25 protein-coding genes are annotated in these 26,726 nt (G+C 71.4%); 11 read left to right on the top strand and 14 right to left on the bottom strand.

Annotated elements, in window-relative coordinates; all coding sequences use genetic code 11:
• The first annotated feature begins 100 nt into the window (after window positions 1-100).
• The 5 genes from ACFHWU_RS03570 to ACFHWU_RS03550 all read left to right on the top strand — a co-directional run bounded on the left by ACFHWU_RS03570 (window position 101) and on the right by ACFHWU_RS03550 (window position 3,743).
• On the top strand, window positions 101-388 hold the full coding sequence (locus tag ACFHWU_RS03570; RefSeq protein WP_416589799.1) for a FitA-like ribbon-helix-helix domain-containing protein: 288 nt from the start codon (window positions 101-103) through the stop codon (window positions 386-388).
• On the top strand, window positions 385-780 hold the full coding sequence (locus tag ACFHWU_RS03565; RefSeq protein WP_416589798.1) for a type II toxin-antitoxin system VapC family toxin: 396 nt from the start codon (window positions 385-387) through the stop codon (window positions 778-780). Before ACFHWU_RS03570 ends, ACFHWU_RS03565 begins: the two co-directional genes overlap by 4 nt.
• An 80-nt stretch (window positions 781-860) precedes the next feature.
• The gene (locus ACFHWU_RS03560) at window positions 861-2,306 is read left to right on the top strand and encodes a hypothetical protein (protein ID WP_416589797.1); all 1,446 of its coding nucleotides are present in this window, start codon (window positions 861-863) and stop codon (window positions 2,304-2,306) included.
• Window positions 2,303-3,085 carry a 3-ketoacyl-ACP reductase gene (locus ACFHWU_RS03555; RefSeq protein WP_416589796.1) on the top strand — a complete coding sequence of 261 codons (783 nt, stop codon included), beginning with the start codon at window positions 2,303-2,305 and terminating at the stop codon, window positions 3,083-3,085. The genes ACFHWU_RS03560 and ACFHWU_RS03555 overlap by 4 nt, the downstream gene beginning before the upstream one ends.
• Before the next feature lie 106 nt (window positions 3,086-3,191).
• Entirely contained in the window at window positions 3,192-3,743 is a 552-nt protein-coding gene (locus ACFHWU_RS03550; protein ID WP_416589795.1) for a hypothetical protein, read from the top strand.
• Window positions 3,744-3,775: 32 nt separating this feature from the next.
• Here ACFHWU_RS03550 and ACFHWU_RS03545 read toward each other — a convergent pair whose 3' ends face one another.
• Complete coding sequence (locus ACFHWU_RS03545; protein WP_370461626.1) at window positions 3,776-3,997, bottom strand: DUF397 domain-containing protein; 222 nt, start codon at window positions 3,995-3,997, stop codon at window positions 3,776-3,778.
• Entirely contained in the window at window positions 3,973-4,848 is an 876-nt protein-coding gene (locus ACFHWU_RS03540) for a helix-turn-helix domain-containing protein (RefSeq protein ID WP_416569134.1), read from the bottom strand. The genes ACFHWU_RS03545 and ACFHWU_RS03540 overlap by 25 nt, the downstream gene beginning before the upstream one ends.
• Window positions 4,849-5,291: 443 nt before the next feature.
• Here ACFHWU_RS03540 and ACFHWU_RS03535 point away from each other — a divergent pair, with 443 nt between their 5' ends.
• Window positions 5,292-5,579: a hypothetical protein gene (locus tag ACFHWU_RS03535; RefSeq protein WP_416550956.1), complete on the top strand. Its 288-nt coding sequence runs from the start codon at window positions 5,292-5,294 to the stop codon at window positions 5,577-5,579.
• A gap of 6 nt (window positions 5,580-5,585) precedes the next feature.
• Here ACFHWU_RS03535 and ACFHWU_RS03530 read toward each other — a convergent pair whose 3' ends face one another.
• On the bottom strand, window positions 5,586-6,467 hold the full coding sequence (locus tag ACFHWU_RS03530) for a PASTA domain-containing protein (protein WP_416569135.1): 882 nt from the start codon (window positions 6,465-6,467) through the stop codon (window positions 5,586-5,588).
• Between the two features lie 126 nt (window positions 6,468-6,593).
• Here ACFHWU_RS03530 and ACFHWU_RS03525 point away from each other — a divergent pair, with 126 nt between their 5' ends.
• Window positions 6,594-7,742, top strand: a complete 1,149-nt coding sequence (locus ACFHWU_RS03525) for a hypothetical protein (protein WP_416550954.1) — start codon at window positions 6,594-6,596, stop codon at window positions 7,740-7,742.
• A 10-nt stretch (window positions 7,743-7,752) separates the two neighbouring features.
• Here ACFHWU_RS03525 and ACFHWU_RS03520 read toward each other — a convergent pair whose 3' ends face one another.
• Complete coding sequence (locus ACFHWU_RS03520; RefSeq protein ID WP_416550953.1) at window positions 7,753-9,234, bottom strand: glutamate--cysteine ligase; 1,482 nt, start codon at window positions 9,232-9,234, stop codon at window positions 7,753-7,755.
• Window positions 9,235-9,526: 292 nt separating this feature from the next.
• Window positions 9,527-10,102, bottom strand: coding sequence for a YceI family protein (locus ACFHWU_RS03515; protein WP_416569136.1), 576 nt, complete (start codon window positions 10,100-10,102; stop codon window positions 9,527-9,529).
• A gap of 103 nt (window positions 10,103-10,205) precedes the next feature.
• Between ACFHWU_RS03515 and ACFHWU_RS03510 the strand changes: the two genes are divergently transcribed.
• A complete protein-coding gene (locus tag ACFHWU_RS03510) occupies window positions 10,206-10,697 on the top strand; it encodes a MarR family winged helix-turn-helix transcriptional regulator (protein WP_416569137.1) in 492 nt (163 codons plus the stop codon).
• 249 nt (window positions 10,698-10,946) lie between these two features.
• Here the strand turns inward: ACFHWU_RS03510 and ACFHWU_RS03505 are convergent, their stop codons facing one another.
• The 7 genes from ACFHWU_RS03505 to ACFHWU_RS03475 all read right to left on the bottom strand — a co-directional run bounded on the left by ACFHWU_RS03505 (window position 10,947) and on the right by ACFHWU_RS03475 (window position 20,299).
• Window positions 10,947-13,592 carry an ATP-binding protein gene (locus tag ACFHWU_RS03505; RefSeq protein WP_416550950.1) on the bottom strand — a complete coding sequence of 882 codons (2,646 nt, stop codon included), beginning with the start codon at window positions 13,590-13,592 and terminating at the stop codon, window positions 10,947-10,949.
• Between the two features lie 126 nt (window positions 13,593-13,718).
• Window positions 13,719-14,876 (bottom strand): acyl-CoA dehydrogenase family protein, encoded by a 1,158-nt coding sequence (locus tag ACFHWU_RS03500; RefSeq protein ID WP_416569139.1) that lies wholly within the window; start codon window positions 14,874-14,876, stop codon window positions 13,719-13,721.
• 73 nt (window positions 14,877-14,949) lie between these two features.
• The gene (locus ACFHWU_RS03495; RefSeq protein ID WP_416589794.1) at window positions 14,950-16,482 is read right to left on the bottom strand and encodes an acyl-CoA carboxylase subunit beta; all 1,533 of its coding nucleotides are present in this window, start codon (window positions 16,480-16,482) and stop codon (window positions 14,950-14,952) included.
• An 81-nt stretch (window positions 16,483-16,563) separates the two neighbouring features.
• Window positions 16,564-17,487: a hydroxymethylglutaryl-CoA lyase gene (locus ACFHWU_RS03490; protein ID WP_416589793.1), complete on the bottom strand. Its 924-nt coding sequence runs from the start codon at window positions 17,485-17,487 to the stop codon at window positions 16,564-16,566.
• A gap of 51 nt (window positions 17,488-17,538) precedes the next feature.
• Window positions 17,539-18,894, bottom strand: coding sequence for an acetyl-CoA carboxylase biotin carboxylase subunit (locus tag ACFHWU_RS03485; protein ID WP_416589792.1), 1,356 nt, complete (start codon window positions 18,892-18,894; stop codon window positions 17,539-17,541).
• Between the two features lie 60 nt (window positions 18,895-18,954).
• A complete protein-coding gene (locus ACFHWU_RS03480) occupies window positions 18,955-19,566 on the bottom strand; it encodes a TetR/AcrR family transcriptional regulator (RefSeq protein ID WP_416550945.1) in 612 nt (203 codons plus the stop codon).
• Window positions 19,567-19,744: 178 nt separating this feature from the next.
• The gene (locus tag ACFHWU_RS03475) at window positions 19,745-20,299 is read right to left on the bottom strand and encodes a YbaK/EbsC family protein (protein ID WP_416589836.1); all 555 of its coding nucleotides are present in this window, start codon (window positions 20,297-20,299) and stop codon (window positions 19,745-19,747) included.
• A gap of 151 nt (window positions 20,300-20,450) precedes the next feature.
• Here ACFHWU_RS03475 and ACFHWU_RS03470 point away from each other — a divergent pair, with 151 nt between their 5' ends.
• A complete protein-coding gene (locus tag ACFHWU_RS03470; RefSeq protein WP_416569141.1) occupies window positions 20,451-22,031 on the top strand; it encodes a glycosyltransferase family 2 protein in 1,581 nt (526 codons plus the stop codon).
• Window positions 22,032-22,069: 38 nt separating this feature from the next.
• On the opposite strand, the gene ACFHWU_RS03465 is transcribed toward ACFHWU_RS03470, so the two are convergent.
• Window positions 22,070-22,702, bottom strand: coding sequence for a SigE family RNA polymerase sigma factor (locus ACFHWU_RS03465; protein WP_416550943.1), 633 nt, complete (start codon window positions 22,700-22,702; stop codon window positions 22,070-22,072).
• 249 nt (window positions 22,703-22,951) lie between these two features.
• On the opposite strand from ACFHWU_RS03465, the gene ACFHWU_RS03460 reads away from it, so the two are divergent.
• Window positions 22,952-24,142, top strand: coding sequence for a glycosyltransferase family 2 protein (locus ACFHWU_RS03460; protein ID WP_416589791.1), 1,191 nt, complete (start codon window positions 22,952-22,954; stop codon window positions 24,140-24,142).
• A complete protein-coding gene (locus tag ACFHWU_RS03455) occupies window positions 24,139-26,103 on the top strand; it encodes a glycosyltransferase (protein WP_416589790.1) in 1,965 nt (654 codons plus the stop codon). The genes ACFHWU_RS03460 and ACFHWU_RS03455 overlap by 4 nt, the downstream gene beginning before the upstream one ends.
• Here the strand turns inward: ACFHWU_RS03455 and ACFHWU_RS03450 are convergent.
• The gene (locus ACFHWU_RS03450; protein WP_416550940.1) at window positions 26,027-26,722 is read right to left on the bottom strand and encodes a DUF5825 family protein; all 696 of its coding nucleotides are present in this window, start codon (window positions 26,720-26,722) and stop codon (window positions 26,027-26,029) included. The genes ACFHWU_RS03455 and ACFHWU_RS03450 overlap by 77 nt on opposite strands.
• Window positions 26,723-26,726: the final 4 nt, after the last annotated feature.

Raw genomic sequence — 26,726 nt, 5'->3', positions numbered from 1 at the left:
CAGCTATCTCTATGCGCGAGCGCGAGATCGGGTTCGCAGTCCACCAGCCAATCCCGAAGGTGACTTGATTCTGCGATCACGATGCAGTCAGAATGAAGTCATGACTGTGGTGCTCACCATCCGCGACGTGCCGGAGGAGGTGCGGGACCTCCTGGCCCAGCAGGCCCGCGAACGCGGCCAGTCGCTGCAGGCGTACCTGCTGGCCGTCCTCAACCGTCAGGCCGACTTCTGCCGCAACCGGCAGCTCCTCGCCGAGCTCAGCGACGAACTCGACGGCGGCAGCGGCGGGGCCGGACGCACCGCACCTGACGCCGCCGACCTGCTGGCCCGTTCCCGCGCCGAACGGGATCTCCCCGACTCCATGCCCTCCGGGCGGGACGTCGCGTGATCGTCGTCGACGCCTCGGTCCTCGCCAGCGTGCTCGTCTACAGCGACGACCGTGGCCGCAAGGCCCGCGCCGTCCTGGGCCGCGATCTCGAGTGGGCGGCACCGGAGCACTGGAAGGTCGAGGTCTTCTCCGTCATGCGAGGGCTCGCGCTCGGCGGAAAGATCACCAACGAGATGGCGACACGGGCGGTCGACCGGATCAGCCGCCTCGGCGTCGGCACCGTTCCGGTCGACGACCTGCTCACCCGGATGTGGCAGGTCAAAGCGAACATCAGCGCGTACGACGCCCCCTACGTCGCCCTCGCGGAACGCCGCGCCCTGACGCTGGTGACCGCCGACGGCAAACTCGCCCGCGCGGCGAGCGCGTACTGCCGGGTCGAACTCGTCGCGTAGCGGGACGCGGGTTCGGCGGCCTGGTCTTCCGCCACGGCCGAGGCCTTCCGCCTAGGCAAGCGCTTTCCTATGCTGATCCGATGATTCGGATCGACGACTCGCTGACCCCGGCCAGCCTGCAACCCAGGATCGACCGCCTCTGGGAAGCCTCCGCCCACAAGATCGACTCGATCGAGAAGAGCTGCCCGCCCGGCTCGGCGTCGCCGGTCTTCACCATCGACGGCCGGTACGCCGCGCGCGGCTGGACCGAATGGACCCAGGGCTTCCAGTACGGTTCGGCGCTGCTGCAGTTCGACGCCACCGGCGAGCAGCGGTTTCTGGACTCCGCCCGCGAGTTGACCGTCGCCGTGATGGCCAGCCACGTCAGCCATATCGGCGTGCACGACCACGGCTTCAACAACGTCAGCACGTACGGCAACCTGTGGCGGCTGATGGCCGAAGGCCGGATCCCGCACGACCGGGCCGAGCGCGACTTCTACGAACTGGCGTTGAAGCTCACGGGGGCGGTGCAGGCGGCCCGCTGGCGGGACACCGCCGACGGCACCGGCTACATCTACTCGTTCAACGGGCCGCAGTCGCTGTTCGTCGACACCATCCGCTCCTGCCGGGCGCTGGCCGTCTCCCACCTGCTCGGCCACGCGCTCATGGGTGAACAGGACGAGCGGATCTCGCTGCTCGGCCGGCTGATCGAACATGCCACCAACACCGCCCGGTACAACGTCTTCTACGGCGACGGCCGGGACAGCTACGACATCCGGGGCCGCACCGCCCACGAGTCGATCTTCAACGTCAACGACGGCCGATTCCGCTGCCCGAGCACCCAGCAGGGTTACTCGCCGTTCACCACCTGGACCCGCGGCCTGGCCTGGGCGATGCTCGGCTTCCCGGAGCAGCTCGAATACCTGGCCGTGCTGCCGGACAGCGACCTCGAACCGTACGGCGGGCGGGCCGAGGTGACCGCGATGCTGCTGAAGGCCGCCACCGCCACCTGCGACTTCTACCTCGAAAACACCCCGACCGACGGCATCCCGTACTGGGACACCGGCGCACCCGGCCTGGCCGCGCTCGGCGACTACCTGGACCGGCCGGCGGACCCGTACAACGACCATGAGCCAATCGATTCGTCGGCGGCCTGCATCGGCGCGCAGGGGCTGCTGCGACTCGGCCGCTACCTGACCGGTGCCGGGCAGCCCGACGCCGGTCGCCGCTACTGGCAGGCCGGGCTGACGGTGGCCGGCACCCTCTTCGACGAGCCGTACCTGAGCACCGACGCCCGCCACCAGGGACTGATCCTGCACTCGATCTACCACCGACCGAACGGCTGGGACCATGTGCCGGCCGGCAGCCGGGTGCCGCACGGCGAGTCGAGCATGTGGGGCGACTACCACGCCCGTGAGCTGGCGCTCTACCTGCAGCGGGTGGCGCGCGACGAGCCGTACTACACGTTCTTCGGCCCGGCCGACGCCGACGCCACCGACGGCACGGGCAGCGCCGACAGCGCGGGCACCGGCGGGGGCGGTCGGTGACCGCCCCCGCGCGGGTCGCCATCGTCACCGGCGGTTCGCGGGGCATCGGGCGCGGGATCGTGCTGTCGCTCGCCGCCGCCGGGTACGACGTCGTGGTCAACTACGCCCGGAACGCGACTGCAGCCCAGCAGGTCGGCGAGCAGGTCGAAGCGCTCGGTCAGCGAGCGCTGCTGGTCGGCGCGGATGTCTCGGTCAGCGCGGACCGGCAACGGCTGGTCGATCAGACCGTGGCAATCTTCGGCCGGATCGATCTGCTGGTCAACAACGCCGGCGTCGCTCCGGACGTACGGGCGGATCTGCTCGACGCGACGGAGGAGTCCTTCGCCCGGCTGATCGACATCAATTTGAAGGGTCCCTATTTCCTGACCCAGCTGGTCGGCCGGACGATGATCGGCCAGCTGGCCGACGGGGTGGTCGAGGCGCCGAAGATCGTGATCGTGTCGTCGATCAGTGCCTACACCGCGAGCGTCAACCGGGGTGACTACTGCGTGGCCAAGGCCGGCCTGGCGATGACCACCCAGTTGTACGCGGCCCGCCTCGCAGAGCAGGGCATCAACGTCTACGAGATCCGGCCCGGCATCATCGCCACCGACATGACCGGCCCGGTCCAGGCGAAGTACGACGATCTGATTCTCAACCAGGGTCTGACGCCGATCCGCCGCTGGGGCCAGCCGGACGACGTCGGGCGGGCGGTGGTGGCGGTCGCCACCGACCTGCTGCCGTTCAGCACCGGCCAGGTGATCGACGTCGACGGTGGCTTCCACGTACGGACGCTGTAGCCAGCGGACGCTTCAGCCCGCCGGAACCCCTACGGGTGACCGATGGGTGGTTGACCAGGGCTGCGCCCGGAGGTGCCGACATCGACCGGCCGGCAGGATTCTGAGCATGGACATCGCTCTGGTCGGCTGGTTGGCGTTGACCGGTGGCTGGCTCGCCGCCGCCGTGATCGCCGAATCGCTGCCGTCGGCGGGCAGCCCGGCCGCGCTGCGGCGCCGGGTCGGCTGGCTGACCGCGTTCGTACTGGCCGGCCTGGGCGGGGTCGCCGGGTTGATCGGTAGCGGGGCGGCCAGCGCGCAGGTGCTGTTGCTCGCCGTGCCGGCGGTGGCGGTCGCGGTGGTCACCCTGCCGCGCCTGCGGCGGCTGTATGGCGGATCGGCGGCGTTCGTCACCGCGCCCGCCGCGCCGAATCCGCCAGGGCTGCTGGCCCGCGCGGCGCACCCGTTGGTGGCGTTGCCGGTGCAGGTGACGGCGGTGGCGCTGGTGCCGGTTTCGGCGCGGTACTTCGGTGGCGTGCCGGGAGTAGGGGTGGTCGCCGACGGGCTCGGGGTGGTGGCCGACGGACTGATGCTGACCGTGGCGGTGATCCTGCTGGTCGCGGTCGGAGTGCGGCATGCGCTGCGGCACAGCGCGCTGGCTGAGCATGCTGGGCATGGTTGAGCCCCGGGACGCACCCGGGGCTCAACCATGGGTCAGTCCAGGTCGAATTCGCCGTCTCGGGCACCGCCGAGGAAGGCGTCCCACTCGTCGGAGGTGAAGATCAGGACCGGCCCGGTCGGGTTCTTCGAGTCGCGAACCGCGATGGCCTGGTCAACGAACGCGATCTCCACGCAGTTGTCGCAGTTCGGCCCGCTGCGCGAGCTTTTTCGCCAGGCCGCACGGGTCAGGTCTACCCGAAGCCCCTTGACCTCGATGTCCACAATGGCTCCTTCGCGCGTTCAGCGATCATCGCGACGGACTCCTCGGGAGTGAGCGCCGCCGCGCGTATGTGATCGAAGATAAATAGGTACTTGCGTAGTTCATCGGTCTTCTCCAGGAAGAGCCCACCGGTGGCATTCTCCGCGTAGACGACGTCCGCGTCGCTGGGCTCCGGAAAGTCGAGGATGGTGAACGTCCCGTCCATCCCGGCGTGTGCCCCCACCTCGAACGGAAGGACCTGCAGGGTCACGTTCGGCAGATCCGCCGTCTCGACGAGGCGGTGCAGTTGGGCGCGCATCACCGCGTCGCCGCCGACCGGCCGACTCAACACCGCCTCATCGAGCACCGCCCATACATCGATCTGATCTTCCTGAGTCAGTAACGACTGACGCTTCAGTCGGATATGGACGCGGTGGGCAACTTCTTCGTCGGTGATGTCGGGCCGAGCCGAGCGGATCATCGCCTGGGCGTAGTCGGCGGTCTGCAGCAGACCGGGAACCACCTGCTGCTCGTACGCCCGGACCGACCGAGCCGCTGCCTCGAAGCCGACGTACGCGCCGGTGAGCACCGTGGAGTACGGATGCCACCAGCCCTTCTGCCGAGCCTCCCGGGCAATCTGCACCAGCTCCTCGGCCTCGACACCGGTCACGCCGTAGATTTCCAGCATGTCGCGAACGTCCCGCGGAGTCGCGGCGGTGTGTCCCGTCTCGATCCGGGAGACCTTGGAGGCGGAGCACTCCAGCTGTTCGGCCACCGCATCGATCGTGACTTTCGCGCCTTCCCGCCGCCGGCGCAGTTCGGCGCCGAGACGGCGGCGACGGACGGTTGGGCTTCGACGCTCGGTCACCGGTCACCTCCGGTTAGGGGTAGGGGCAGTCGGCCGCCTCCGCGCACGCGGTTGAGGGGCGACGGGGTTACGTCGCGAGCGGTCGTGCGTGGACGGGGAGGAAGGCCGACGCGGAAAGAAAGCTTGTTCAGTCTGCCGCCCGTACATGTAGGACTTCAAGCAGCAATCAGTCGAGTGATTTTCGCATTACGCCAAAACCACTTTGCAACTTGCATCGAGGGCGACGGTGGTGCACTCTTTGCGTAGGCCACAGGTCACTCAGCGTTCAACCAAGATCGTATCCGCCGCGGTTGCGCCGTACCGCGACGGTGCCTGCTGTCCGGACACCAGCAACGCCGTGCCCGTCTGACCACCGGCAACCCGGTGGAACATCCGACCGTGCCCGGTGCGGATCCGCATGCCCGGCAGCAATCGGACAACGGCAGCTCGGAACAGGAGTAGCGGTGCTACTACCCCGCTCAGGAGACGTCCTCCACGTGACCCGTGCGGCAAGCGTGCAGTTCCTCGAGCCGCTCCTCTTCCGGGTGATCCGGGTGCACGACTGGCCGACCTACCATGGTTGGGTCTGGCTGGACGGCTACGAACTCAACGCCAGCGGCGAAGCCGTCGACCGGCGCTCCATCTTCGTCCAGATCGACGGCCTACGCCAGCTCCGGGTGGTGGCCGACCGGCCGGGTCGGGCAGCTGCCCGGCGGCCGGCTTCGACGGTGATGTCGGCGCGGGCCAGCTGACCCCGCTCAGTCCTCGTCTCCGTCGCCCGGCTCCCCGGTCGGCTCGGCCACCCCCGTCGGTTCGGCCGGACCCGTCGGCTCGGTGTTGGTCGCGGCGATCACCAACAGGATCTCGGTGCCGGGCGGCACCTCCGTCCCGGCCGGCGGGTCGGTCTCGAGCACCGTGCCGGCCGGCTGGTCCGAGCCGCGCTGTTCCAGCCGGTACACCAGGTCGCGCTCGTCGAGTTCGGCACGGGCGTCCGCCAACGGCAGCCCGGTCAGCGTCGGTACGACCACCAGCGGCGCCTCGCTGGTCTGCTCCTCGGTCGGCTCCGGCTGCTCCTCGGTCGGCTCGGGCTGCTCCGTCTCCGGCTGCGCGGTCGGCACCGTCGCGGTCGGAGCCGCCGTCGGCGTCGGCTCAACCGGATCCGTGGAGTCGTCGAGCGTGCTGACCCACCAGATCACCAGGCCGACCAACGCGACCAGCAGCAGCACCAGAACACCGATCAGGATCGGCAGCCACCACGGCCGGCCGCCGCCTTCCGTACCGCCCGGTCCCGGCCAGTCGCCGGTGCCGCCGCCACCCGCCCCCGGGCGCACCGGCACCCCGGCCCGGCCGGACCACGCCGGCTCCCGAGCACCACCGGCGGCGGAACCCGCCGGAAGGTCGGGTGCGGTCGAGCCGAGGGGCCCGCCCCGGTCGGCGACCGTCGCTCCCGGGTCGCCACCCGGTGTGCCGGGCCAACCGGGCGGCTGGTCGGACCCACCGGTCGACTCGCCGGCCTGGTCAGCTGGCCCACCAGCCCTGGTCGCCCAGGGGTCGACCGGCCGGGGCAGCTGGCTGGTGTAGTCCCCGGCGTCACGCCCCGCCGAGCCGTCCTCCGCAGGATCCCTCGGTCTGTCGGCCATGACTCGTCCTCTCCGTACCACCGGGCGTGACTTTCGGTAGAGCTCAAGATATCGACCCGGCCACCGGACAGCGCGCCCCACGCCCACGAGTCGCCGGAGTTCGCCACTACCGCTACAGTGCCCGGCATGGCCGTACGAGGCTGGGGAAGATCGGTCGCGACGGCGACCGGCATCGCTGCGGGCGCAGGCGCCGCGCAGCTCGGTCTGGGCTACGGCCTCGGCATAGTTGCCTGGTTACCGTCAGTCGACGGCGGAGGAGAGGCTTCCTGGGTCGCCAGCCTCGCCTGGGCTACGTGGATCACGGCGACCTCGGTGGTGATCGGTGCCGTCGTCGCAGACCGGCTCGCGCCGTCACCTCCCAACTCGGAACTGTCGGCCGGCGCCGATCCGGATCGAACGCCGGACAGCCTGCTGACCGCAAGCCTGTGGCGACTCGCCCTGGCCGCAGCGGCCGCGATCGGCGGGATGCTCACGGTCGCCCTGATCGCCGTACCCGCGCGCAGCGCGACCCGGGCCGACACCTTCTCCCCACAGACCATCGCCGCCGGGTACGCCATGGTGGGCGCGGTCGTCGGACTGCTGATGGCGATCTGGGCGGTCGCCTCCCGGGCGGCGGCGACGAACGCCATCGCCACCGTCGGCTGGCTCTGGCTGCTGGCGGTGGTCGCCGTGATCGACTCGGTGATCTCCGGCACCGGGCTGACCAGCGCCCAACTCGGCGTCTGGCAGATCACCGCGGACAGCGAACAGTACTGGTTCCGCAACATCTACCTGCCCGGGGCGGCGCTGTCGCTGGGTTCGGCGTTCATCATCGGCGCGGTCTCGGCCTGGCCGGCCGCCCGCGACGCGCGTCGCCGGGTGGGTGCCGCGATCTCCGGCGGTGTCGGCCCGGTACTGATCGCCGCAGCGTACTTCCTGGCCGCCCCCCGGCTGGTGGGACCACGGGCGGAGCAGCTCTCGGCGCATCTGCTCGCTCCGTACGCGGTGATCGCCGGCCTGGCCGGGTCGGTGCTGGTCACCGCGATCGCGCAGCGGCTGGAGATGTCCCGCCGGCAGCCCGCCACCACCACCGCCCGCGACCACGACGGCGCTTCGGCCACCGACGCGTCTGCCGATGGCCGGGACGATGCCTCCGGCTCCGGCTCCGCTGAAGGCCGCGACGCGCCGGTGCCGGAGCAGCCGACCAGTGGCCAGGTGGCCGGCCCGCCGACCCGAGGCACGGCTTCGGTCACCGGCGGTGGCCGGCCGGCGCCGACCACCCCCGACCGCAGCTGAACAGCGCGAATCAGTCGACCGGCCAGGTGTGCACCGGTTCGTTGCTGCGTTGCAGTTCGGCGTAGCGGTACAGCATCTGGTGCAGCGCGTCGGGTCGGGCCAGGCCCTGCTCCCGCTCGGCCCGCCAGACCGACTCGGTCTGCCAGACCGCGCCGTTGCGCCTCAACCGACAGCGTTGTTCGATGATGCCGAGCAGCCGGTCGCGCTGCTGTGGCGAGACCCCGAACCGGTCCAGCCCGGCGTACGCCTTGGGGAGTAGGACGTCCAGCACCAGATCGGTGACCGGGATCTCGCCGAGCTGCGGCCAGTGCACATGTGCGGCGATCCCGCGCCGCGCCGCCTGGTGGAAGTTCTCCTCGGCCGCGCCGAAGCTCAGCTGGCTCCACACCGGGCGGTCCGCCTCGGCGAGCTCCCTGGCCAGGCCGAAGTAGAAGGCGGCGTTGGCGAGCATGTCGACGACGGTCGGCCCGGCGGGCAGCACCCGGTTCTCCACCCGCAGGTGCGGTCGACCGTGCATGATGTCGTACACCGGCCGGTTCCACCGGTAGACGGTGCCGTTGTGCAGCCGTAGCTCGCTGAGCTCGGGCACGCCGCCGGCCTGCAGCACCTCGACCGGATCCTCGTCGGCGCAGATCGGCAGCAACGGCGGGAAGTATCGGACGTTCTCCTCGAAAAGGTCGAAGATCGAGGTGATCCACCGTTCACCGAACCACACCCGAGGCCGTACGCCCTGCGCCTTCAGCTCGTCCGGCCGGGTGTCGGTGGCCTGCTCGAACAGCACGATGCGGGTCTCCGCCCAGAGCTGTTTGCTGTAGAAGTACGGTGCGTTGGCGCCGAGCGCCACCTGGACCGCCGCGATGGCCTGGGACGCGTTCCAATAGTTGGCAAAGTTGTCCGGGGAGACCTGCAGGTGAAACTGCACACTGGTGCAGCCGGCCTCCGGGGCGATCGAGTCGGTGTACGCCTGCAGCCGCTCCACGCCCCGGATGTCCAGCCGGATGTCCTCCCCGCGGGCGGCGACGATCTGCTCGTTGAGCACCCGGTAACGCCCGTTGGTGGAGATGTTGTTCAGCACCAGGTGTTGTGGGGTGAGGGTGGGCAGTATGCCGATCAGGATGATGGCCGCCTCGGCCTTCGCCGCCCGGCCACCGGCGCGGGCCAGGCTGGCCTGCAGGTCGGCTTCGTAGTCGGCGAATCCGTCGGCCTCGATCAGCCGCGGGCGCGCGTTGAGTTCGAGGTTGAACTGCCCCAGTTCGGTCTGGAAGGTGGGGTCCGCGAGGTTGGCCAGGATCTCGGCGTTGCGCATCGCTGGCTCCGCGTACGGATCCACCAGGTTCAGCTCGATTTCCAGCCCGGTCGTCGGCCGGTCGGCGTCGAACTTGAAGTCGTCGAGCATCAGCGCGAAAACGTCGAGGCAGCGGCGAACTTTTTGCCGGTAACGTACGCGATCCTCCCGACTGAACGACGCGCGTGAACCGACATCCCTGCCCATAATGCCCTCCCCGGCGCGCCCTGAACGACCGCCGCCACGCTCGCTGGCCGAGCGGCGTGGCAGAACCGTTCCGACTGTGTGGTGGTGCAACCCTGCTCGACCGCGGCTGTCGTCGGCTCCCCCAGCCGGGACAGGCGTTGATCGCCCCAAAGTGAGCGGACCGAAGCGCTCGGTTTCACCTTTTCACATCCGACGGGCGTCTTCTACTGGGGTTACTACAGACAGCGGCACCCCGGTCACCGAAGAGGTGGCCGGGGTGCCGCTGTGTCACGCCGGGTACGGACGCCGGGGTTCATCCCTGACGGATGGCCTCGCCCTCGATCTCGATTTTGATCTTCTTGCCGACCAGCACGCCGCCGGTCTCCAGGGCGACGTTCCAGGTCAGGCCGAACTCCTCACGGTCGATCTCGGTGCTGGCGGTGAAGCCGAAGATGTCCTGGCCGAACGGGCTGCGGCCGGCGCCCTCGAACTCGACGGCGAGCTCCACCGGCCGGGTCACGTCCTTGACCGTCAGGTCACCGGCGAGCACGAACTCGTTGCCGCTGTGCGAGACGATCCCGGTGCTGCGGAACTCGATGGTGGTGAACTTCTCGACGTCGAGGAAGTCGCCGCCTCGCAGGTGGGCGTCCCGGTCGGCCTGCCCGGTGTTGATGCTGGCCGCCTGCAGCACCGCGGTGACCGACGACTGCAGCGGGTCCTCGGCGACGGTGATGGTGGCGGTGGCGTCGGTGAACTCACCACGGACCTTGCTGACCATCATGTGGCGGGCGACGAATCCGACCCGCCGGTGGGCCTGGTCGAGCTCGTAGCTGCCGGCGGTGGGGATGGTGATGCCGCTCCACTCGCGGGTGGTCTGGTCGGTACTCATGGCTGCTGCCTCTCGCGGGACATCCGGTTGAAGGGGAAACATGTGCGACAGCAACAATAGACTAGGCAATATTCCTCATGTCAAGTACTGCTACGATGACCTGGTGACCGAGAACCTCGCCGACGATCCCCGGATCACCGCGATCGGCCTCCTCTTCGAAGTCCACACCGGGCTCGCGGCCCGCTTCGCGGCGCAGTTCGAGGAGCACGGCCTGTCGACGGTTGAGTTCGAGGTGCTGATGCGGCTGCGCCGTTCCGCAGGTCATCAACTGCGGATGACCGACCTGGCCGCTCAGGCTGCGCTGTCCACCAGTGGCGCGACCCGGGTGGTCGACCGGATGGTGCGCGACGGGCTTGTCTGCCGGCGCGCCTGCCCGTCCGACCGGCGCAGCTCGTACGCGGTGCTCACCCGGGCCGGTCAGCAACGCCTCGACGACACCCTCCCCGGTCACCTACAGCTGATCGGGCAGTGGTTCACCGGTCAGTTCGAGCCTGCGGAGTTGACGACGCTACTCGACTCCCTCCGGCGCCTTCGTGACGCGGTGCATCCGCAGGCAACCGCCGGCAGTGACGAAGCGAACGCGCCGGTCCGTTGACCGACGCCGGCACCGGCAGAAGGACCGGCAGAAAGCACCCTCGATCAACGACATAATGCTCTGAAAGCCGCAAACAGCTCGGATGGGCTGGATAGCGTACTGGCGACCGGGAGCGTAACGGGGGGTGCGGCGCGAAGGCCAGGACAGTGGTCCAGGCCGGGGGGCGATTCCGCGCCAACCCGGGGGGCGTGTCGACGTCCGGCGGGTGGCCAGTGATGGCCCCGCCGGACGTCCGCGTCTTGACCTGATTCATCCCTGACCCACCGCGTCCCGTTCCCGGGGCAGCAGCGTGATCCCGGCACTGTGGCAGGCCGCCGCCAACCGGTCGCGGGCCGCGGCCCGCGACACCGCCGTCTCGGCGTGCACCACCAGCCCCACCATCGCCTCCACCGCGTCCCGCGGCTCCGGGCCGTTGCCCAGCGAACGGGCAGCCACGGCGTACCACTCCAACGCCAGCTCCCGTTCCCCGCGCCGCGCCGCGAGGGTCGCCTCGATCAACGCGCACCGGGGATCGTCGCCCGGCCCGGCCTGGTCGGCAGGGGGACCCGGCCGGTCCACCACCTCCACCGGCATCACCTGGCCACGGAGCTCGGTAAGGGCGTCGGCCGCATCCGCGAGGCGGCCGTCCTGGGCCAGCGCCAGCCCGACGATGCCCAACACCTGCCGCCGGTGACTCGGATCACCGACGGCGGTCAACGCCGCCAACACCCGGCGTCCCAGGTCGGCTGCCCGCGCGTACCGGCCCTCAAGCCTGGCCACCTCGGCCAGGTTGGCCCGGGCCAGCAGCCGCAACCGGTCCTCGCCGGACCTGGCCGCGAGCCGGTCGACCGCCGCCAGCCGGCGCCGGGCGGCCCGCAGGTCACCCGAACGGATCTCGTGCCGGGCCAACGCGTGCTGGGCGAGCGTCATCTCCCGGATCCGGCCGATCCGGCCGGCCAGGGCAAGCACCGCCTCGGAGTGCGCCCGCGCCTCGTCGAACCGACCGGCGGCCAGACAGGCAGAACTGAGCACGGTACGCGCGGCCAGCTCACCCGACGTCTCCCCGAGCTCGATGAACATGGCCAGCGCCGACCGGACCGCCGGAAGTTCCTGCGGACCGGCGTCGTGCTCCAGGGCGAGCTGAGCCATGCCGATCTGGGCCCAGGCCCGGATCGCCGGGTCCGCGTCGGCCGACCGCGGGTCGTCGAGCAGCCGGCGCAGCCAGCGCCGCCCGGCCACGTCGCGTCCCCGGAACCGCCACCACCGGGGCAGGGCGGCGGCCAGGCGCAGTGCGGTGTGCGGGTCGTCGTTGGCGGAGTGGGCGAGCGCGGCCCACAGGTCACTGGCCACCTCGTCGAGCCGACTGACGACGGTGACCAGCTTCGGCCCGGCCAGGTCGACCGCCGCCCGCTCGGCGAGCCGCGCGAACAGCACGGCGTGCCGACGCCGGATCGCCGACAGTTCGCCGTGGGCGGCGGCCCGCTCGGTGGCCAGATCCCGCACCACGTCGATCAGCCGGAACCGGTACGGACCCGCGCCCCGGGCACCGAGCAGCCCCAACGACATGAGCCGGTCGAGGAACGGCACCGGGTCGACCCGACCGCCCTGATCCGACTGGCCGATGTCGGGTTGGCCGATGTCGAGTTGGCCAACAACCGGCTGGATCGGATTTCCGGCGAGCATCCCCTCGGCCAGCTCGACCGACCACCGGTTGCGGAACGCCGAGAGCCGACGTACGCCGCGCCGCTCGGCGGGAGTAAGCAGCGCGTAGCTGGCCGCGACCGCGTCGCGCAGGGTCACCGCCACCACTTCCCTGCTGGGTGGTGGCACCGCCAGATCGAGCAGCCGGTCGCCGTACCGGTTGAAGATCTCGTTCAGGTCGAGCGCCCGCCCCCGGGCGGCGGCCAGCTCGATGGCCAGTGGCAGCCCGCCTAGCCGCCGGACGAGCCCGACCAGCGCGCCGACTTCGCCCGGGTGCACCGGTTCCCGGCGTACCTGCCGGAGCCGGGCCAGGAAAAGCCGCGCCGCCGGGTAGCCGGCGACCGTGGCCAGGTCGGTCTCGGTGTCGGCCGGCGGAACCTCCAGCGGCGTGACCGGCCAGACCCGTTCACCGGGGAGCCCGACCGGGTGCCGGCCGGTCGCCACCACCTGCAGCGACGGCGCGGTACGGGTCAGCCAGTGCAGCGCGTCGGCTATCGCCACCGGCGCCCGTTCCACCGCGTCGACCAGCAGCAGTGTCGGGCCGTCGGCGAGCCGGGCCGCCAGATCGTTGACCCGCCCGACACCGAAGACGGTGGCGGAGGCGGTCAGTACGTCACTTACGGTGGAGCCTTCGGTGACGACGATGCCACCGGTGCCGCCCGGATACCGGTCGGTCACCTCGGCGGCGACCGCGAGCGCCAGGCTGGTCTTGCCGACTCCGGCCAGTCCGACCAGGCTGACCAGCCCTGCCCCGGCACCGGGGCCCGCAGTCAGCAGGCCGGCCAGGTCGGCCACGTCACAGTCGCGGCCGATCAGTTCGCCGGGCAGTGGGACACCACGGCTACGGCCGGGCCCGACCAACGTCTCGATGTCGCCGGCAGCCTCGCTGGGCGGCCCGGCCGAAAACGCTGCGGTGGCGAGTGCCGGAGTCAGCTGGCGCGGGATCGTCGGACGCGGCTCGGCCGGGCGGCCCCGCGCCGCCGCGTGAAACTCCGTCCGGTCCTCGCCGGTCAGGCCGAGCGCGGCGACGAGCAGATCGACCGTGGTCCGCTGCGGCCGGGCCGTGCGGGCCCGCTCCAGGTCCCGGACGGTCCGCACGCCGACCCCGGCCACCGCGGCGAGCTCCGCCTGGGTCAGGCCGACGGCCAGCCGACGGCTGCGGAGTAGTTCGTCGAACCCGACCCTGCTCTGGTCAGGAGCATGATCCGGACTCATGGCAGGAGAGGGTACGCATTGCGGGGTGCCCGGGTCAGCCTTGCGTCAGGCTGACGACCCGAAAGGAACGGATTTCCGACACAACCGGTGAGGTGCGGTGCCCTCCGGAGCGCCCTTACAAGATCATCAAGCGGCGGCCAGCCCAAGATCACGAGCGATGATCATTCGCTGGATCTCCGAGGTGCCCTCGCCGATCTCGAGAATCTTCGCGTCACGCCAGAAACGCGCGACCGGGAACTCGTTCATGAAGCCGTAACCACCGTGGAGCTGGGTCGCCTCCCGGGCGTTCTGCACGGCGCACTCGCTGGCGTGCAACTTCGCCACCGCGGCCTGACGTTTGAACTGGTCACCGGCGAGCATCCGGGCGGCCGCGTCGTAGTAGGCCAGCCGGGCGGTGTGCGCCCGTACCTCCATGTCGGCGATCTTGAATTGAATCGCCTGATACCCGCCGATGAGCTGGCCGAATGCGCGGCGCTGACCCGCGTACCGGACGGACTCGTCGACACACCCCTGCGCGAGGCCGACCGCGAGGGCGGCGATCGCGATCCGCCCCTCGTCGAGAATCCGGAGGAATTGCGCGAACCCCCGACCCCGCTCACCCAGTAGATTATCGGCCGGAACCCGACAATCGTCGAACGTCAACTCGTGGGTGTCCGAGGCACACCAGCCGACCTTCGAGTAGCCGGGCGCAACGGTGAACCCCGGCGTCCCGGCCGGCACGATGATGGTGGACAGTTCCTTCGAACCATCCGGCCCGGTCCCGGTCACCGCGGTGACCGTCACCAGCGAGGTGATGTCGGTACCCGAGTTGGTGATGAACGCCTTCGAACCGTTGATCACCCAATGGTCGCCGTCGCGCACCGCCCGGGTGGCGGTCCCCCCGGCGTCGGACCCGAATCCCGGCTCGGTCAGCCCGAAACCGGCCAATGCCGCCCCGCTGACCAACTCCGGCAGCCACCGCTCACGCTGCTCCGGGGTGCCGAACCGGTAGATCGGCATCGCGCCGAGCGAGACCGCCGCCTCCAGGGTGATGGCCACACTGGAATCGATCCGGGCCAGCTCCTCCAGCACCAGACAGAGCGCGAAGTAGTCGCCGCCCATCCCGCCGTACTCCTCCGGGAACGGCAGCCCGAACAGCCCCATCCTGCCCATCTGACGGACGATGTCGTACGGGAAGGCGTGCCGCTGGTAGTAGTCACCGATCACCGGCGCGATCACCTCGCGGGCGAACTCGCGGACGCTCTCCCGCAGCGCCTGCTGCTCGTCGGTCAGCCTGAAGTCCATGCTCAGATCCTTTCTGGAGGACTCGAAGCCCAATCGGCTGCCACTGGCACCGGCCGCCGCACCTGCGGTGCCGCTAGACCGGAGTGACGCCGTGCCGGCGGTGGGAGAAGTGCCGGTCCCGGCCGGCGGCCGCCGCGTACCGCCGGACCAGTTCGGCACGCAACTGTTCGGGCCGGACGATGTCGTCGACGACGAGTTCGCTGGCGAGCCGGGTCAGATCGATGTCGCGCTCGTACTCGGCGCGGCGGGCGGCGACGAAGCCGGCCCGCTCGTCGGGATCGTCGATCGCCGCGATCTTGTTGGCGTAGACCGCGTTGACCGCGGCCTCCGCGCCCATCACCGCGATCTTCGCGGTGGGCAGGGCCAGGGTGGCGTCCGGCTCGAATCCGGGGCCGGCCATCGCGTACAGCCCGGCACCGTACGCCTTGCGGACCACGACGCAGATCTTGGGTACGGTGGCCTCCGAGATCGCGCTGATCATCTTCGCGCCGTGCCGGATGATGCCCTGTTTCTCCACGGCGCTGCCGACCATGAAGCCGGGCACGTCGGCCAGGAACAGCAGCGGTACGTTGAACGCGTCGCAGAGCTGCACGAACCGGGTCGCCTTGTCGGCGGAGTCGACGAAGAGCACCCCGCCCTTGAACATCGAGTTGTTGGCGACCACGCCGACCACCTGGCCGGCCAGCCGGCCGAAGCCGACGGTCAGCTCGCGGGCCCACAGCGCCTGGATCTCCAGGAAGCTGCCCTCGTCGAGCAGTCCTTTGGCGAACCGGCGCATGTCGAACGCCTGCCGTTCACTCGCCGGCACCAGGGCGGCCAGGTCGATCCCGGCCGGCGGGTCGCCGGCCGTCGTCGCCGGTGGCGGCTGTCGCCAGTTGGCCGGCAGGTAGGACAGGTAGCGGCGGACCACGTCGAGCGCGTCGTCCTCGGACTTGCAGAGGAAGTGCCCGACGCCGGACTCGGCGCAGTGCACCCGGGCACCGCCCATCGCCTCCAGGGTGGTCTTCTCGCCGGTGACCATCTCGACCATCCGGTCCGAGCCGAGGTACATGCTGGCGTTGCCCTCGACCATCGCCACCACGTCGCAGAACGCCGGAATGTAGGCACCGCCGGCGGCCGACGGCCCGAACAGGGCACAGACCTGCGGGATCGCCCCGGAGGCCCGCACCTGGTTCCAGAAGATCTTGCCCGCGCCGCGCCGGCCGGGGAACAGGTCGACCTGGTCGGTGATCCGGGCCCCGGCGGAGTCGACCAGGTAGACCATCGGCAGGCCGGCGTCGTACGCCCGCTCGATGATCCGGATGATCTTCTCGACGGTACGGGCGCCCCACGAGCCGGCCTTGACCGTGGAGTCGTTGGCCATCAGGCAGACCTGTCGACCGTCGATGGTGGCGGTGCCGGTGACCACACCGTCGGCGGGCAGCCCGTCGGCGAGGGCGTTGGCGTACCGGCCGTCCTCCACGAAGGATCCCGCGTCGACCAGCCGGTCGACCCGTTCCCGGGCGAACAGCTTGCCCCGGGCGGCGTTGGCCGCATGGTACTTCTCCGCACCGCCGGCCCGGATCCGCTTGTCGAGCCGGTCCAGCGCCTCACCGTCCAGTGTCACGCCGCCCCCTCGCGCCAGCCCGTACTAAACGATCGTTAGGCTACCGTACGGCGGTCGCCCTCGCGACCCCCCGCCGGCGGGTCAGCTGGTCGGGGTGAGCCGGGTACGCGGGCCGGCACGCAGCACCCCGGAGGGAAGCTCCCTGCCGACCAGCTCCTCCGCCAGCTCGGCGGCGGCCAGCAGCGCATCCAGGTCGATCCCGGTCTCGACGCCCATGTCGTGCAACATGTGCACCACCTCCTCGGTAGCCACGTTGCCGCTGGCCCCGGGCGCGTACGGGCAGCCACCCAGGCCGCCGACGCTGGCGTCGAACTCGGTGACCCCCAGCTCCAGCGCGGCCAGCAGGTTCGCCAACGCCGTACCCCGGGTGTCGTGGAAATGCAGCAGCACCGGTACGGCCGCCTGCCGGTCACGCACCGCCGTGACCAGCTCGCGGACCCGGCGCGGGGTGGCCATCCCGGTGGTGTCGCCGAACGCCACCCGGTCCGCCCCGTCGGCCACCACCCGGTCGACGATCCCGGCCACCCGCTGCGGGTCGACATCCCCTTCGTACGGGCAGCCGAAGCTCGTCGCCACGATCACCTCGACGTGCGCCCCGGCGGCGTGCAGCAGCGCAATCAGCTCGGCGATGTCGTCCAGCGACTCGGCGGTGGGCCGGTTGACGTTGCGCCGGTTGTGCGTGTCGCTGGCCGACACCACCACTTCGATCTCGGAGAAGCCGGCGTCGAGCGCTCGATGGGCACCCCGCAGGTTCGGCACCAGCGCCGAGTAGCGCACCCCGGGCGCCCGCCGGGCCCGCTGCCACACCTCGTCGGCGTCGGCCATCTGCGGGATCGCTTTCGGGTGGACGAACGAGACCGCCTCGATCCGGCGTACGCCGGTGCCGGACAGCGCGTCCAGCAGGCGGACCTTGCCCTCGGTCGGGATCGGCTGCTCGTTCTGCAGGCCGTCACGCGGCCCGACCTCGCGGATCGACACGGACTCGGGAAGGGGCGTCGCTGCCATCCGTCCAGCATCCCGCGCCCGTGCCGTCCACTCAATGGGATCCGGTGAAGGTCACCGTGCCCGCATCCGGCCGACGATGCCGGTGTCGTAGTCGCCGGAGACGAACTCCGGGTGCTCCAGCAGCTCGGCGAAGAACGGCAGGTTGCACTTCGGCCCGGCCACCTCGAACCCGGCGACCGCGGCCCGGGCCCGGGTGATCGCCTCGGCCCGGTCGGCGCCGGAGACGATCAGCTTGGCCATCAGCGAGTCGTAGAACGGCGTGACGGTGGTGCCGGCGGCGTACCCGGAATCGACCCGGACCCCGTCGCCGGTCGGCTCCGACCAGGCGGTGATCGCGCCCGGTCCGGGCAGAAAGCGTTTCGGGTCCTCGGCGTTGATCCGCAGCTCGATCGCGTGCCCGCGCGGCGCGAGGGAGGCCGGGTCGAACGTCGGTTCCAGCCCGGCGGCCACCCGCAACTGCTCCTCGACCAGGTCGACGCCGTAGACCAGCTCGGTGACCGGGTGCTCGACCTGCAGCCGGGTGTTCATCTCCAGGAAAAAGAACTCGCCGGTGGTCGGATCGAGCAGGCATTCCACCGTGCCGGCGTTGCGGTAGCCGACCGCTTCCCCGGCCCGTACGGCGGCGGCAAGCAGCCCGGCCCGGAGTTCGGCACTCACCGCCGGCGACGGCGACTCCTCGGCGAGTTTCTGGTTGCGCCGCTGCACCGAGCACTCCCGCTCGCCGAGGGCGACGACCCGGTCGGTGCCGTCCGGCGCCCGCCAGCCGAGGATCTGCACCTCCACGTGGCGTACCCGGGTGAAGTAGCGCTCGATCAGCACGGACCCGTCGCCGAACATGCGCGCGGCGAACGCCCGGACCTTGTCGAACTCGGTCCGCAGCGCGGCGTCGTCGGCCGCGACGCCCATGCCCATCCCGCCGCCGCCGGCAGCGGCCTTGACCATCACCGGGTAGCCGATGGTCGCGGCGGCGTCGAGTGCGGCCTCGACGGTCTCGGCGGGCTCGGTGCTGCCGGCGGCCACCGGAACCCCGGCGGCGGACATCAGGTTCCGCGCGTTGATCTTGTCGCCCATCGCCTCGATCGCGTCACCACCCGGTCCGACCCAGATCAGACCGGCGGACTCGGCCGCGCGAGCGAAGCCGGCGTTTTCCGACAGGAACCCGTAGCCGGGGTGGATCGCCTGCGCGCCGCTGCTCTTGGCGGCGGCCAGGATCGCCTCGGTGTCACGGTAGCTCTGCGCCGGCTGCGCTGGCCCGACGCAGATCGCCTGGTCGGCCTCGGCGACGAAGGGCATGCCGGCGTCGGCCTCGGAGTGCACGGCGACGGTCCGGACCCCCAACCGTCGGGCGGTACGGATGATCCGCCGGGCGATCTCGCCCCGGTTGGCCACCAGCAGCGACTCGATCATGTCTCTCCTCGCGGGGTGCGGCGCCCGGTGCCGGGCGCGGGGATGGGCCCGGTGTGCTGCTCAGCCGTGCAGGGCGGCGAGGGTGGCGGCTCGCAGCAGGGTGGCCCGTCGTTCCCGGTTGACCTCGCCGCCGAGAAAGGGGGTGGAGTTCATCAGGCCGAACGCGGCGTGCGCCAGCACGCGGGCCTCGGCCGCGTCGAGGTCGTGGCGCAGCGCGGTGAGCACTGCCACCCACTCCTCGACGTAGAGCCGCTGCAGCCGCCGGATCCGCCGACGCGGCTCCTCCGGCAACCGGTCGAGCTCGTGCAGGTGCAGGGCGATGACCGCCGGGTTGGCCAGGGCGAACTCGACGTGGAACTCGATCAGCGAGGCGAGCGCGGCGGTTGCGTCGCCAGGCCACGCCGCGACTCGGGCGCGGCCGCCGTCGAGCAGCTCCTCGCTGACCGGAATGAGCGCTGCGGCGAGCATCGCCTCCTTGCCGGCGAAGTGGTGGTAGAGAGCGGGACCGGTGACCCCCGCAGCGGCCCCGATGTCGTCCATCGACACGCCGTGGTAGCCGCGGGCCGCGAAGAGCCCGACCGCGATCTGGAGAATCTCGTCGCGACGTGAGCGTCGCCGTGGCGCGCCCGGCTCCACCCTGTCCGTCGTTGCCGCCTGCTGATCTACCGTCACCTGGCCAGCCTAACCGTGTGTCTAGCCGAATTGAACGACCGTTCAGTCACCGGAATACCGCCGACTGATTCACCGGTGTCCACGCTGACCCGACGCCCGCCGATCACCGTACCGTCACCGACGCCGAGTCTCACCCCGGCGGAGCCCGGTCAGGTGCCGGCTGGGACCGCGAGCCCGGTCAGGTGCCGGCTGGGACCGCGAGCCCGTCAACGACCCGTGCGTTGGGCAGTACCCCCAGCGCCGGACCGGGAAGCACGATCTTGCTGCCCCGCACCCCGGAACCGATCACCACGTGCGGCGGCGCCACCACCCGCGCGTCGACCAGGATGGGCCACTCCGGCGGCAGCCCGATCGGGGTGATCCCGCCGTACTCCATCCCGGTCGTCTGTACCGCGTCGGCCATCGGGGCGAAGCTCGCCTTACGGGCGTCGAGCAGCCGGCGGACCGTCCCGTTGACGTCCGCCCGGGTGGTGGCCAGCACCATGCAGGCGGCGTACCGGACGGCACCGCCCCGCTTGCCGGCGATCACCACGCAGTTGGCCGACTCGTCGAGCGCGACCCCGTATGCGGCGCAGAAGGCGGCCGTGTCGGCGAGTTCGGGGTCGATCGGCGCCACCACCACGTCATCCACGTCGACCAGCACCTCGGCCGACCACTGCTCGACGGCGGCGGCCACCGGCGCGGCCACCAGGTCGAGTCGGCTCCGGACCGGTTCGGTCTGCAGTTTCCCCAGCACGTCCGCCATCATGCACCCGGCGGCCGGCGAGCCGTGCTGAGGGGCACCGGCCACCCGGGCGCGGTAGATTGACCGCCGCCGCCACCGCATACCCGGCCCGCCGCCGGAAGCGGCGCGGCACCGTCGGACAACCCGCCGAGAGGTGATCGTGGCTGCCCCGAGGGCGAGCGTCGTCGTACCCGTCTACAACACCGAGGCCTGGCTCGGCGCGGCCCTGGCGTCGATCGACCGCCAGCCGCGGCGGACCGAGATCGAGGTCGTCGTCGTTGACGACGGCTCCACCGACTCGTCGAGCGAGATCGCCCGCGACTACGCCCGGCGGGCGCCGGGGGTCCGCTACGTCCGGCAGGACAACGCCGGTCTCGGTGCCGCTCGCAACCATGGGGTACGCCTGGCCACCGGCAACTACCTGGGCTTTCTGGACTCCGACGACCTCTACCCCGACGGCGGGTTGGACCACCTGGTCGACATCGCCGATCGGGCCGGGGCGCCGGTTGCGGTCGGCGACATGCACGGCTTCCCACCCCGGCCCAGCCCGCCCTGGCGGGCGGAGATCGTCGGCCCGGCCCGCACCATCGGGTCCGTCGCCGAGGCCCCGCTGCTGATCGGCAACCCGTCGGCCTGCAACAAGGTGTTCGCCCGCGACCTGGTCGACCAGGTCGGGGCCGAGTTCACCGAGGGCAGCGCGTTCGAGGATGTCCTGTTCACCGTCCCGCTGCTGGTCCGCTCCCCGCTGACCGCGCTCAGCCCGCGACTGGTCTACCTCTACCGGCAACGCGGCAACGGCTCATCGATCATGGAAGGCCGGTTTCGGCCGGCGAAGATCATGCAGCATCTGAACATCATCGAGCGGCTGGTCGCCGGTAGCTCCGACGTCGCGCCCGAGGTGGCCGGGGCGATCGGACGGTGGGTCGCGTACATGCAGCTGCACTACGCCGGGCGGGCCGCCGACGCCCTCGACGACGGGCAGCTGGCCGATTTCACCCGCCGGATGGCGGCGCTGCTGGCCGACGTACCGGTGCCGGTCGCCGCCGAGTTCAGCCGGAACCCGCACGCCGGGCTACGCGCGGTGGCCCTTTACGAGCAGGACCCGGACGGAGTACGCCAGCCCCGGCACGCCGGCCCGGTACGGCTGTGCGGTGGGCAGCTCTACCTGGACCATCCGCGCTGGGACCGCTACCGGGACCTGCTGCGGGTGCCCGCGCCGACCGTCGGTGTGCGCAGCGTCCGTCGCGGTGGCCCGGCCGGCGACGAGATGGTCCGGTTGACCGGGTGGTGCGGCCTGCCCGGCCCCGGTGGCGCACCCGGCGACCAGCGGGACGACCTGGTACTGGAGATCGGCGACACCCGGTTACGGCTGCCGCTGACCGTGGCCGACAGCAGCGGCGGCCGGCTCCGATGGCAGGCCGACGTACCGCTGGCCACGCTGCCCCGCGGCCGGTACGCGCTGCGGATCGTCGCCCGCGACGACGGTGCCGAGCTGGTGCTCCCGCCGACCCCGGGCGCGCCCGGCACCCGGGCGACGCTGACCGCCCGGGGCCGTGCCGTGTGGGTCGCACCCGGCCGCCGTGGGCTGCGTCTGGTTGTCTCGGACCCGCTGGTCACCGCCGCCGCGACGCCGGCAAGGTGGAGCCGGATGGCCCGCTACCAGGCTGGACGCGCGGCGCGGCGCGGGGTCCGAGTGGCCCGCCGGGGCCGCCAACGGCTGCGCCGCCTGACCACCCGCTGATACCGACCGATCACTGACGTCGACTGGCCGGCGGCCGATCAGGGGTCCTCGGCCAACAGGTCGGCGCGGCTGTCGCCGAGCAGTTCCCGCAGCCGAGCCAGGGAACGCCGGCTCTGGGTCTTGACCACCGACACCGAGACGCCGAGCGTCTCGGCGACGGTCTCGACGCTCTGGTCCTCCCAGTAGCGCAGCACCACGATCGCCCGGTCGCGGGGCGGCAGACAGCCGAGCGCGTCGATCATGGTGACCCGCAGATCTGGCCGGGCGGACCGGGCCGGATCCCCGTCCTCACCAGGGCTGGCGACCGGCAGCTCCCGCGCGCTCAGCCGGCGGCGGTGGTCGAGCACCACCCGCAACAGCACCTTGCGGCTGTACGCCTCCAGGTTGTCGAACCGGGACACCCGCTGCCACGCGGCGTACATCTTGGCCAGTGCCGTCTGGGTGAAATCCTGGGCCAGATGCCAGTCGCGGCACATCAGGTAGGCGGTGCGGCGCAACCGTGGCGCTGCGGCCGAGGCGAACGCGGCGAACTCCTCCACCACCCCGGACGGAGCCCGGTCCGCCGTCCTCGACCCGTCCAGGGCCGTTGACGCGGATACCACCCGGTCGACGGCGGGTCGCGGCCTGCCCGCCACATGCCCGGGCAAGATGATCTCAGCCGCGCCGTACACGCTGCACTCCCATGCCTGGGCACCCTCCCCGGTGTGGACCTGCCGGTGTCCGATCCCTGCTGAGATAGACGTCGGGTGGGCGACGATCGGTGACATGGGCGGGAAAGTCCCGGACGTTCGCCAACTGGTCACCAGCTGTTAGCCTTTTGCCAGGGCCCCCTTCCCCTACCCGACGGACGATGTCGGACCGACGGTTGACCCCCGCCGCCGGACCGACGCACCGACGTACGTGGAAGGCGCGCTGCACCGATGGCACTGCTGAGCTTGATCATCCCGGTGTTCCGGGTCGAGAAGTACCTCGCAGCGTGCCTCGACTCGGTCCTGGCGCAGCGTCGGGCGGACGTGGAGATCGTGGCAGTCGACGACGCCTCCGATGACGGGTCCAGCGCCATTCTGGCCAGCTACGCACAGCGACACCCCGAGATCACCGTGGTCACCCTGGACCGCAACAGCGGGCTGGGCGCCGCCCGCAACGCAGGTATCGCCCACGCCAGCGGCCGCTACGTATGGTGCGTGGACAGCGACGACTGGTTGCCGGACGGCTCACTGGACGCGGTCGCCGACCGGGTCGAGCACACCGACCCGGACATCTTGATCACCGGGTACTCCCGGATCTACCCCGACGGCCGGGCTGAGGAACATCCGGTCACCGGCATCGCCCCCGGCCGCCAACTTCCGGAGGTCTTCCGCTTCGCCGACGAGCCGGGGCTGCTCGACGTGCTGTGGATCGCCTGCAACAAGATCATCAAGCGGGACCGGCTGGTCGACACCGGGATCACCTTCCAGTCCGGCTGGTACGAAGACGTCTCGTTCGTGATCCCGCTGCTGGTCGCCATCGACCGGATCGCCGTGCTGGATCGCGACTGCTACGCGTACCGGCAGCATGACGACGGCGCGATCACCCGGACGGTCAGCGACCGGCACTTCGAGGTCTTCGACCAGTGGCAGCGGGTCTTCACCTACCTCGACGCCCACCCGGGCCGGGCCGCCGGCGTACGCCCGTTGATCTTTGGCCGGATGATCTGGCACTGCCTGCAGGTGCTCGGACACCGGCACCGGGTCCCCAGGTCCCACCGGCGGCGCTACTTCCGGCGCACCTGCGAGCTCTACCACCAGCATCGGCCAGTCGGCGGATACCCGGTCCCGGGCGACGGCAACGGCAACGGCGACGGCAACGGCAACGGCAACGGCAACGGCAACGAGACCATCAAGCACCGACTCGTCGCGGCGAACGCCTACTCTCTCTATCGAACGCTGATGGCCGTCTGGTCACTGCGCAAACGGTTGCTCGGCCGGGCCGACCGGACCAGCGGAGCCACTGGAGCCGGTGGGCGGCCGACCACAGCCGGTCGGACACCGCCGGCGGCGGCGCGGCCCGGCACCGTACCCGCCCGAGGTGGTGCGGTCGACGACGAAGCCGAGGAGGGGGCGATCAGGTGAGGCGAGACGCCGGCTCCGACGCCTCCGCGCCGGCCGGCAGCCGGATCACCTGGCGCCTCACCGGACTACCGGCACCCCACCCCGCCGAACGGCTCGGCCGCGCGGTGGGGTTGCGGGTGCTGCGGATACCCGGTATCCGGCGCGCGTTGGTGATCGCCGGCACCGTGGACCGGCTACGCGACCTGCCCCACCACCCGTCGGCCGGTCAGCCGGTACGCGCTGCCACCGTGGTCGTCGTCTGGTGGCGGTATCCGGGGCTCGGCTGGTCCGGCAGCATCGGCACGTTGCCGCAGCTGCGTCGGCACCGGGTCGGGCTGCCCAGGCTGCGCCGGGGCGCGGCCACCGTCCGGCTGGCGCTCGCCGCCCCGGTGCCGCTGCGGTCGGCGGTACGGGCGGCGCTGCGCGCGTTGGACGGATCTCGGCCGATGCCGTCCCCCGGCACCGCCGATCTCACCGCCCTTGGTGCCCCGCCGGCGTACCTGCCGGCGGGGGCGACCGTGCTGACCGCCGGCCCGCTGCCCGAGCGCGACGAGATCCGCGCCCACGACCTGGTGCTGGACGGCCGGGACGTCACCGGCCCGCAGGATCCCGGCCGGGATGCCACCGGCCCGCAGGGCGAGCGCGGCGCGGCGTACGGTGTCCGGTTGGCCGGCGCCGGGCACGCGGTCACCACGCCCGCTGGCGAGCGGCTCGTGCTGATCGACGCGGAACGGATCAACCCGCGTGGCCGGCTGGCTGCCGCGTACCGGCCGGAGGCGGCAGAGATTTCCCTGGAGTTCGCCCGCGCCGACCGGTCCGGGGCCAGGTTCCGCGGACCGACCAGCGGATCGACCCGATACGGGTCGCTGACCGGCCCCGGGCTGGACGCGGCGGCGCTGGCCGCGCTGCGGCAGGTCCGCGCGGTGCGCTGTCGGCTGGTGCCCGGTGAACACCCCGAGCAGACCGCCGGGCTGCTGGTCCAGCTCGCCGCGACCGGGGTACTCGTACACGCCCCGATCCTGCCGCCGGCCGTGGCCGACCTGCTCGACCCGCAGCTACGCATGCTCGTCACCGGACAGCCGCCCGGATCAGCCGGGCCGGACGGGTCGTTGGCTGTCGAGGCGCGCAGCGTACGGCAGCGCCGGGCCGCGATGCGCGGCCACGCCGCAGGGCTGCGGCTGCCCGGCCTCGCCGACGACGGGCTGCCGGCACTCGGTCGGCCGCCATCGGTCAGCGCGGTCCTGATCACCCGGCGGCCGGAGCTGGTCACCACCGCGCTGGCCGCGATCATCGCGCAGACCTATCCGGAGATGGAAATCATCCTGGGCCTGCACGGCATCGAGTTGCCGGAGCCGGCCCGCCGGGCGTTGTCCGACGCGGGCCGCCCGTTCGAGGTGGTGCACCTGCCGGAGACGACGGACTTCGGGGCGGCGCTCGGCGCCGCCACCCGACGGGCCCGGGGCACCCTGGTCACCAAGTTCGACGACGACGACAGCTACGGTGCCGAACACGTCTGGGACCTGGTGCTGGCCCGGCACTATTCCGGAGCCACCCTGGTCGGCAAGAGCGCCGAGTTCGTCTACCTGGAAGACCGTAGGGTCACCCTGCGCCGATCGTCCGGCATTCCCGAGGCGTACGGCGATGTGGTCGCCGGCGGCACGATGCTGCTCGCCAAGGGTGATCTGGAGGCGGTCGGGGGCTGGCGGCCGGTGCCCCGCTCGGTCGACCTCGGCCTGATCGAGCGGCTCCGGGCGGAGGGCGCGACGATCTACCGCACCCACCCGCTCGGCTACCTCTACCATCGCCGGCCCGCCGGGCACACCTGGGATCCGGGCGAGGCGTACTTCGTGGACAGCGCGTACTCCCGCTGGACCGGCGTCCCGCCGGAGGCGATGGGCGACGAGGTCACACCACCATCGACGGCAGCGGCCAGCGGCGCAGCCGGTGCGGCAACCAGACCAGTCGGTCGCCCACCTTCGTGACCAGCCCTTCCTCGCCGAACTCGCGGGCGATGTCCAGGTCGACAGTGGTCATCTCGGCACCGTCGAGCAACTGCTCCAGCACCGCCAGGTAGGCCGGGTCGTCGATGGTCAGCAGGTTGAGCCGACCAGCCCGCCGATCCCGGACCTGGACGAACCCAGGGCCACGCCGGTAGGTGCACTTGTCGAAGTAGAACGCGTCCCGCCAGGCGGCAGCGGCCACCGTCCCCGGATCGGTTTCAGGGTCGGCGCCGACGATCTCGACCGTCGCTGGCGGACGCAGATGCCCGTACACCCGCCACAGGTCGCCGTCGCCGCCCGGCAGCCGTATCGACCAGTCCACCTCGATGGCGTAGCTGGTCAGCTCCCGGACCAGGACGAGCCGGCGGACCGCGTCGGCCGCCGCCACCGAGCCGGCGGCGGTGAGGTCGACGACGCCGGGCAGCGCCACCTTGCGTACCCCCCGGTCGAGCCAGTCCGCGACGGTATCGGCGGCGAGCCCGGTGAACTCGGCCGTGCCCAGGTCGATGCCGGGAATGTCGGCGACCGCCGGATCGTGGTCCCGGTGCAGTCGGACCACGACCGGCCCGGTCGGCGGTGCCTCGATGTCGGTGCTGATCAACGCG

It is taken from the genome of Micromonospora sp. LOL_015, assembly GCF_048060275.1.
GTDB lineage: Bacteria > Actinomycetota > Actinomycetes > Mycobacteriales > Micromonosporaceae > Micromonospora_E.
Note: the sequence above shows the minus strand (reverse complement) of the source record. Positions and strands in the feature narration are given on the sequence as shown.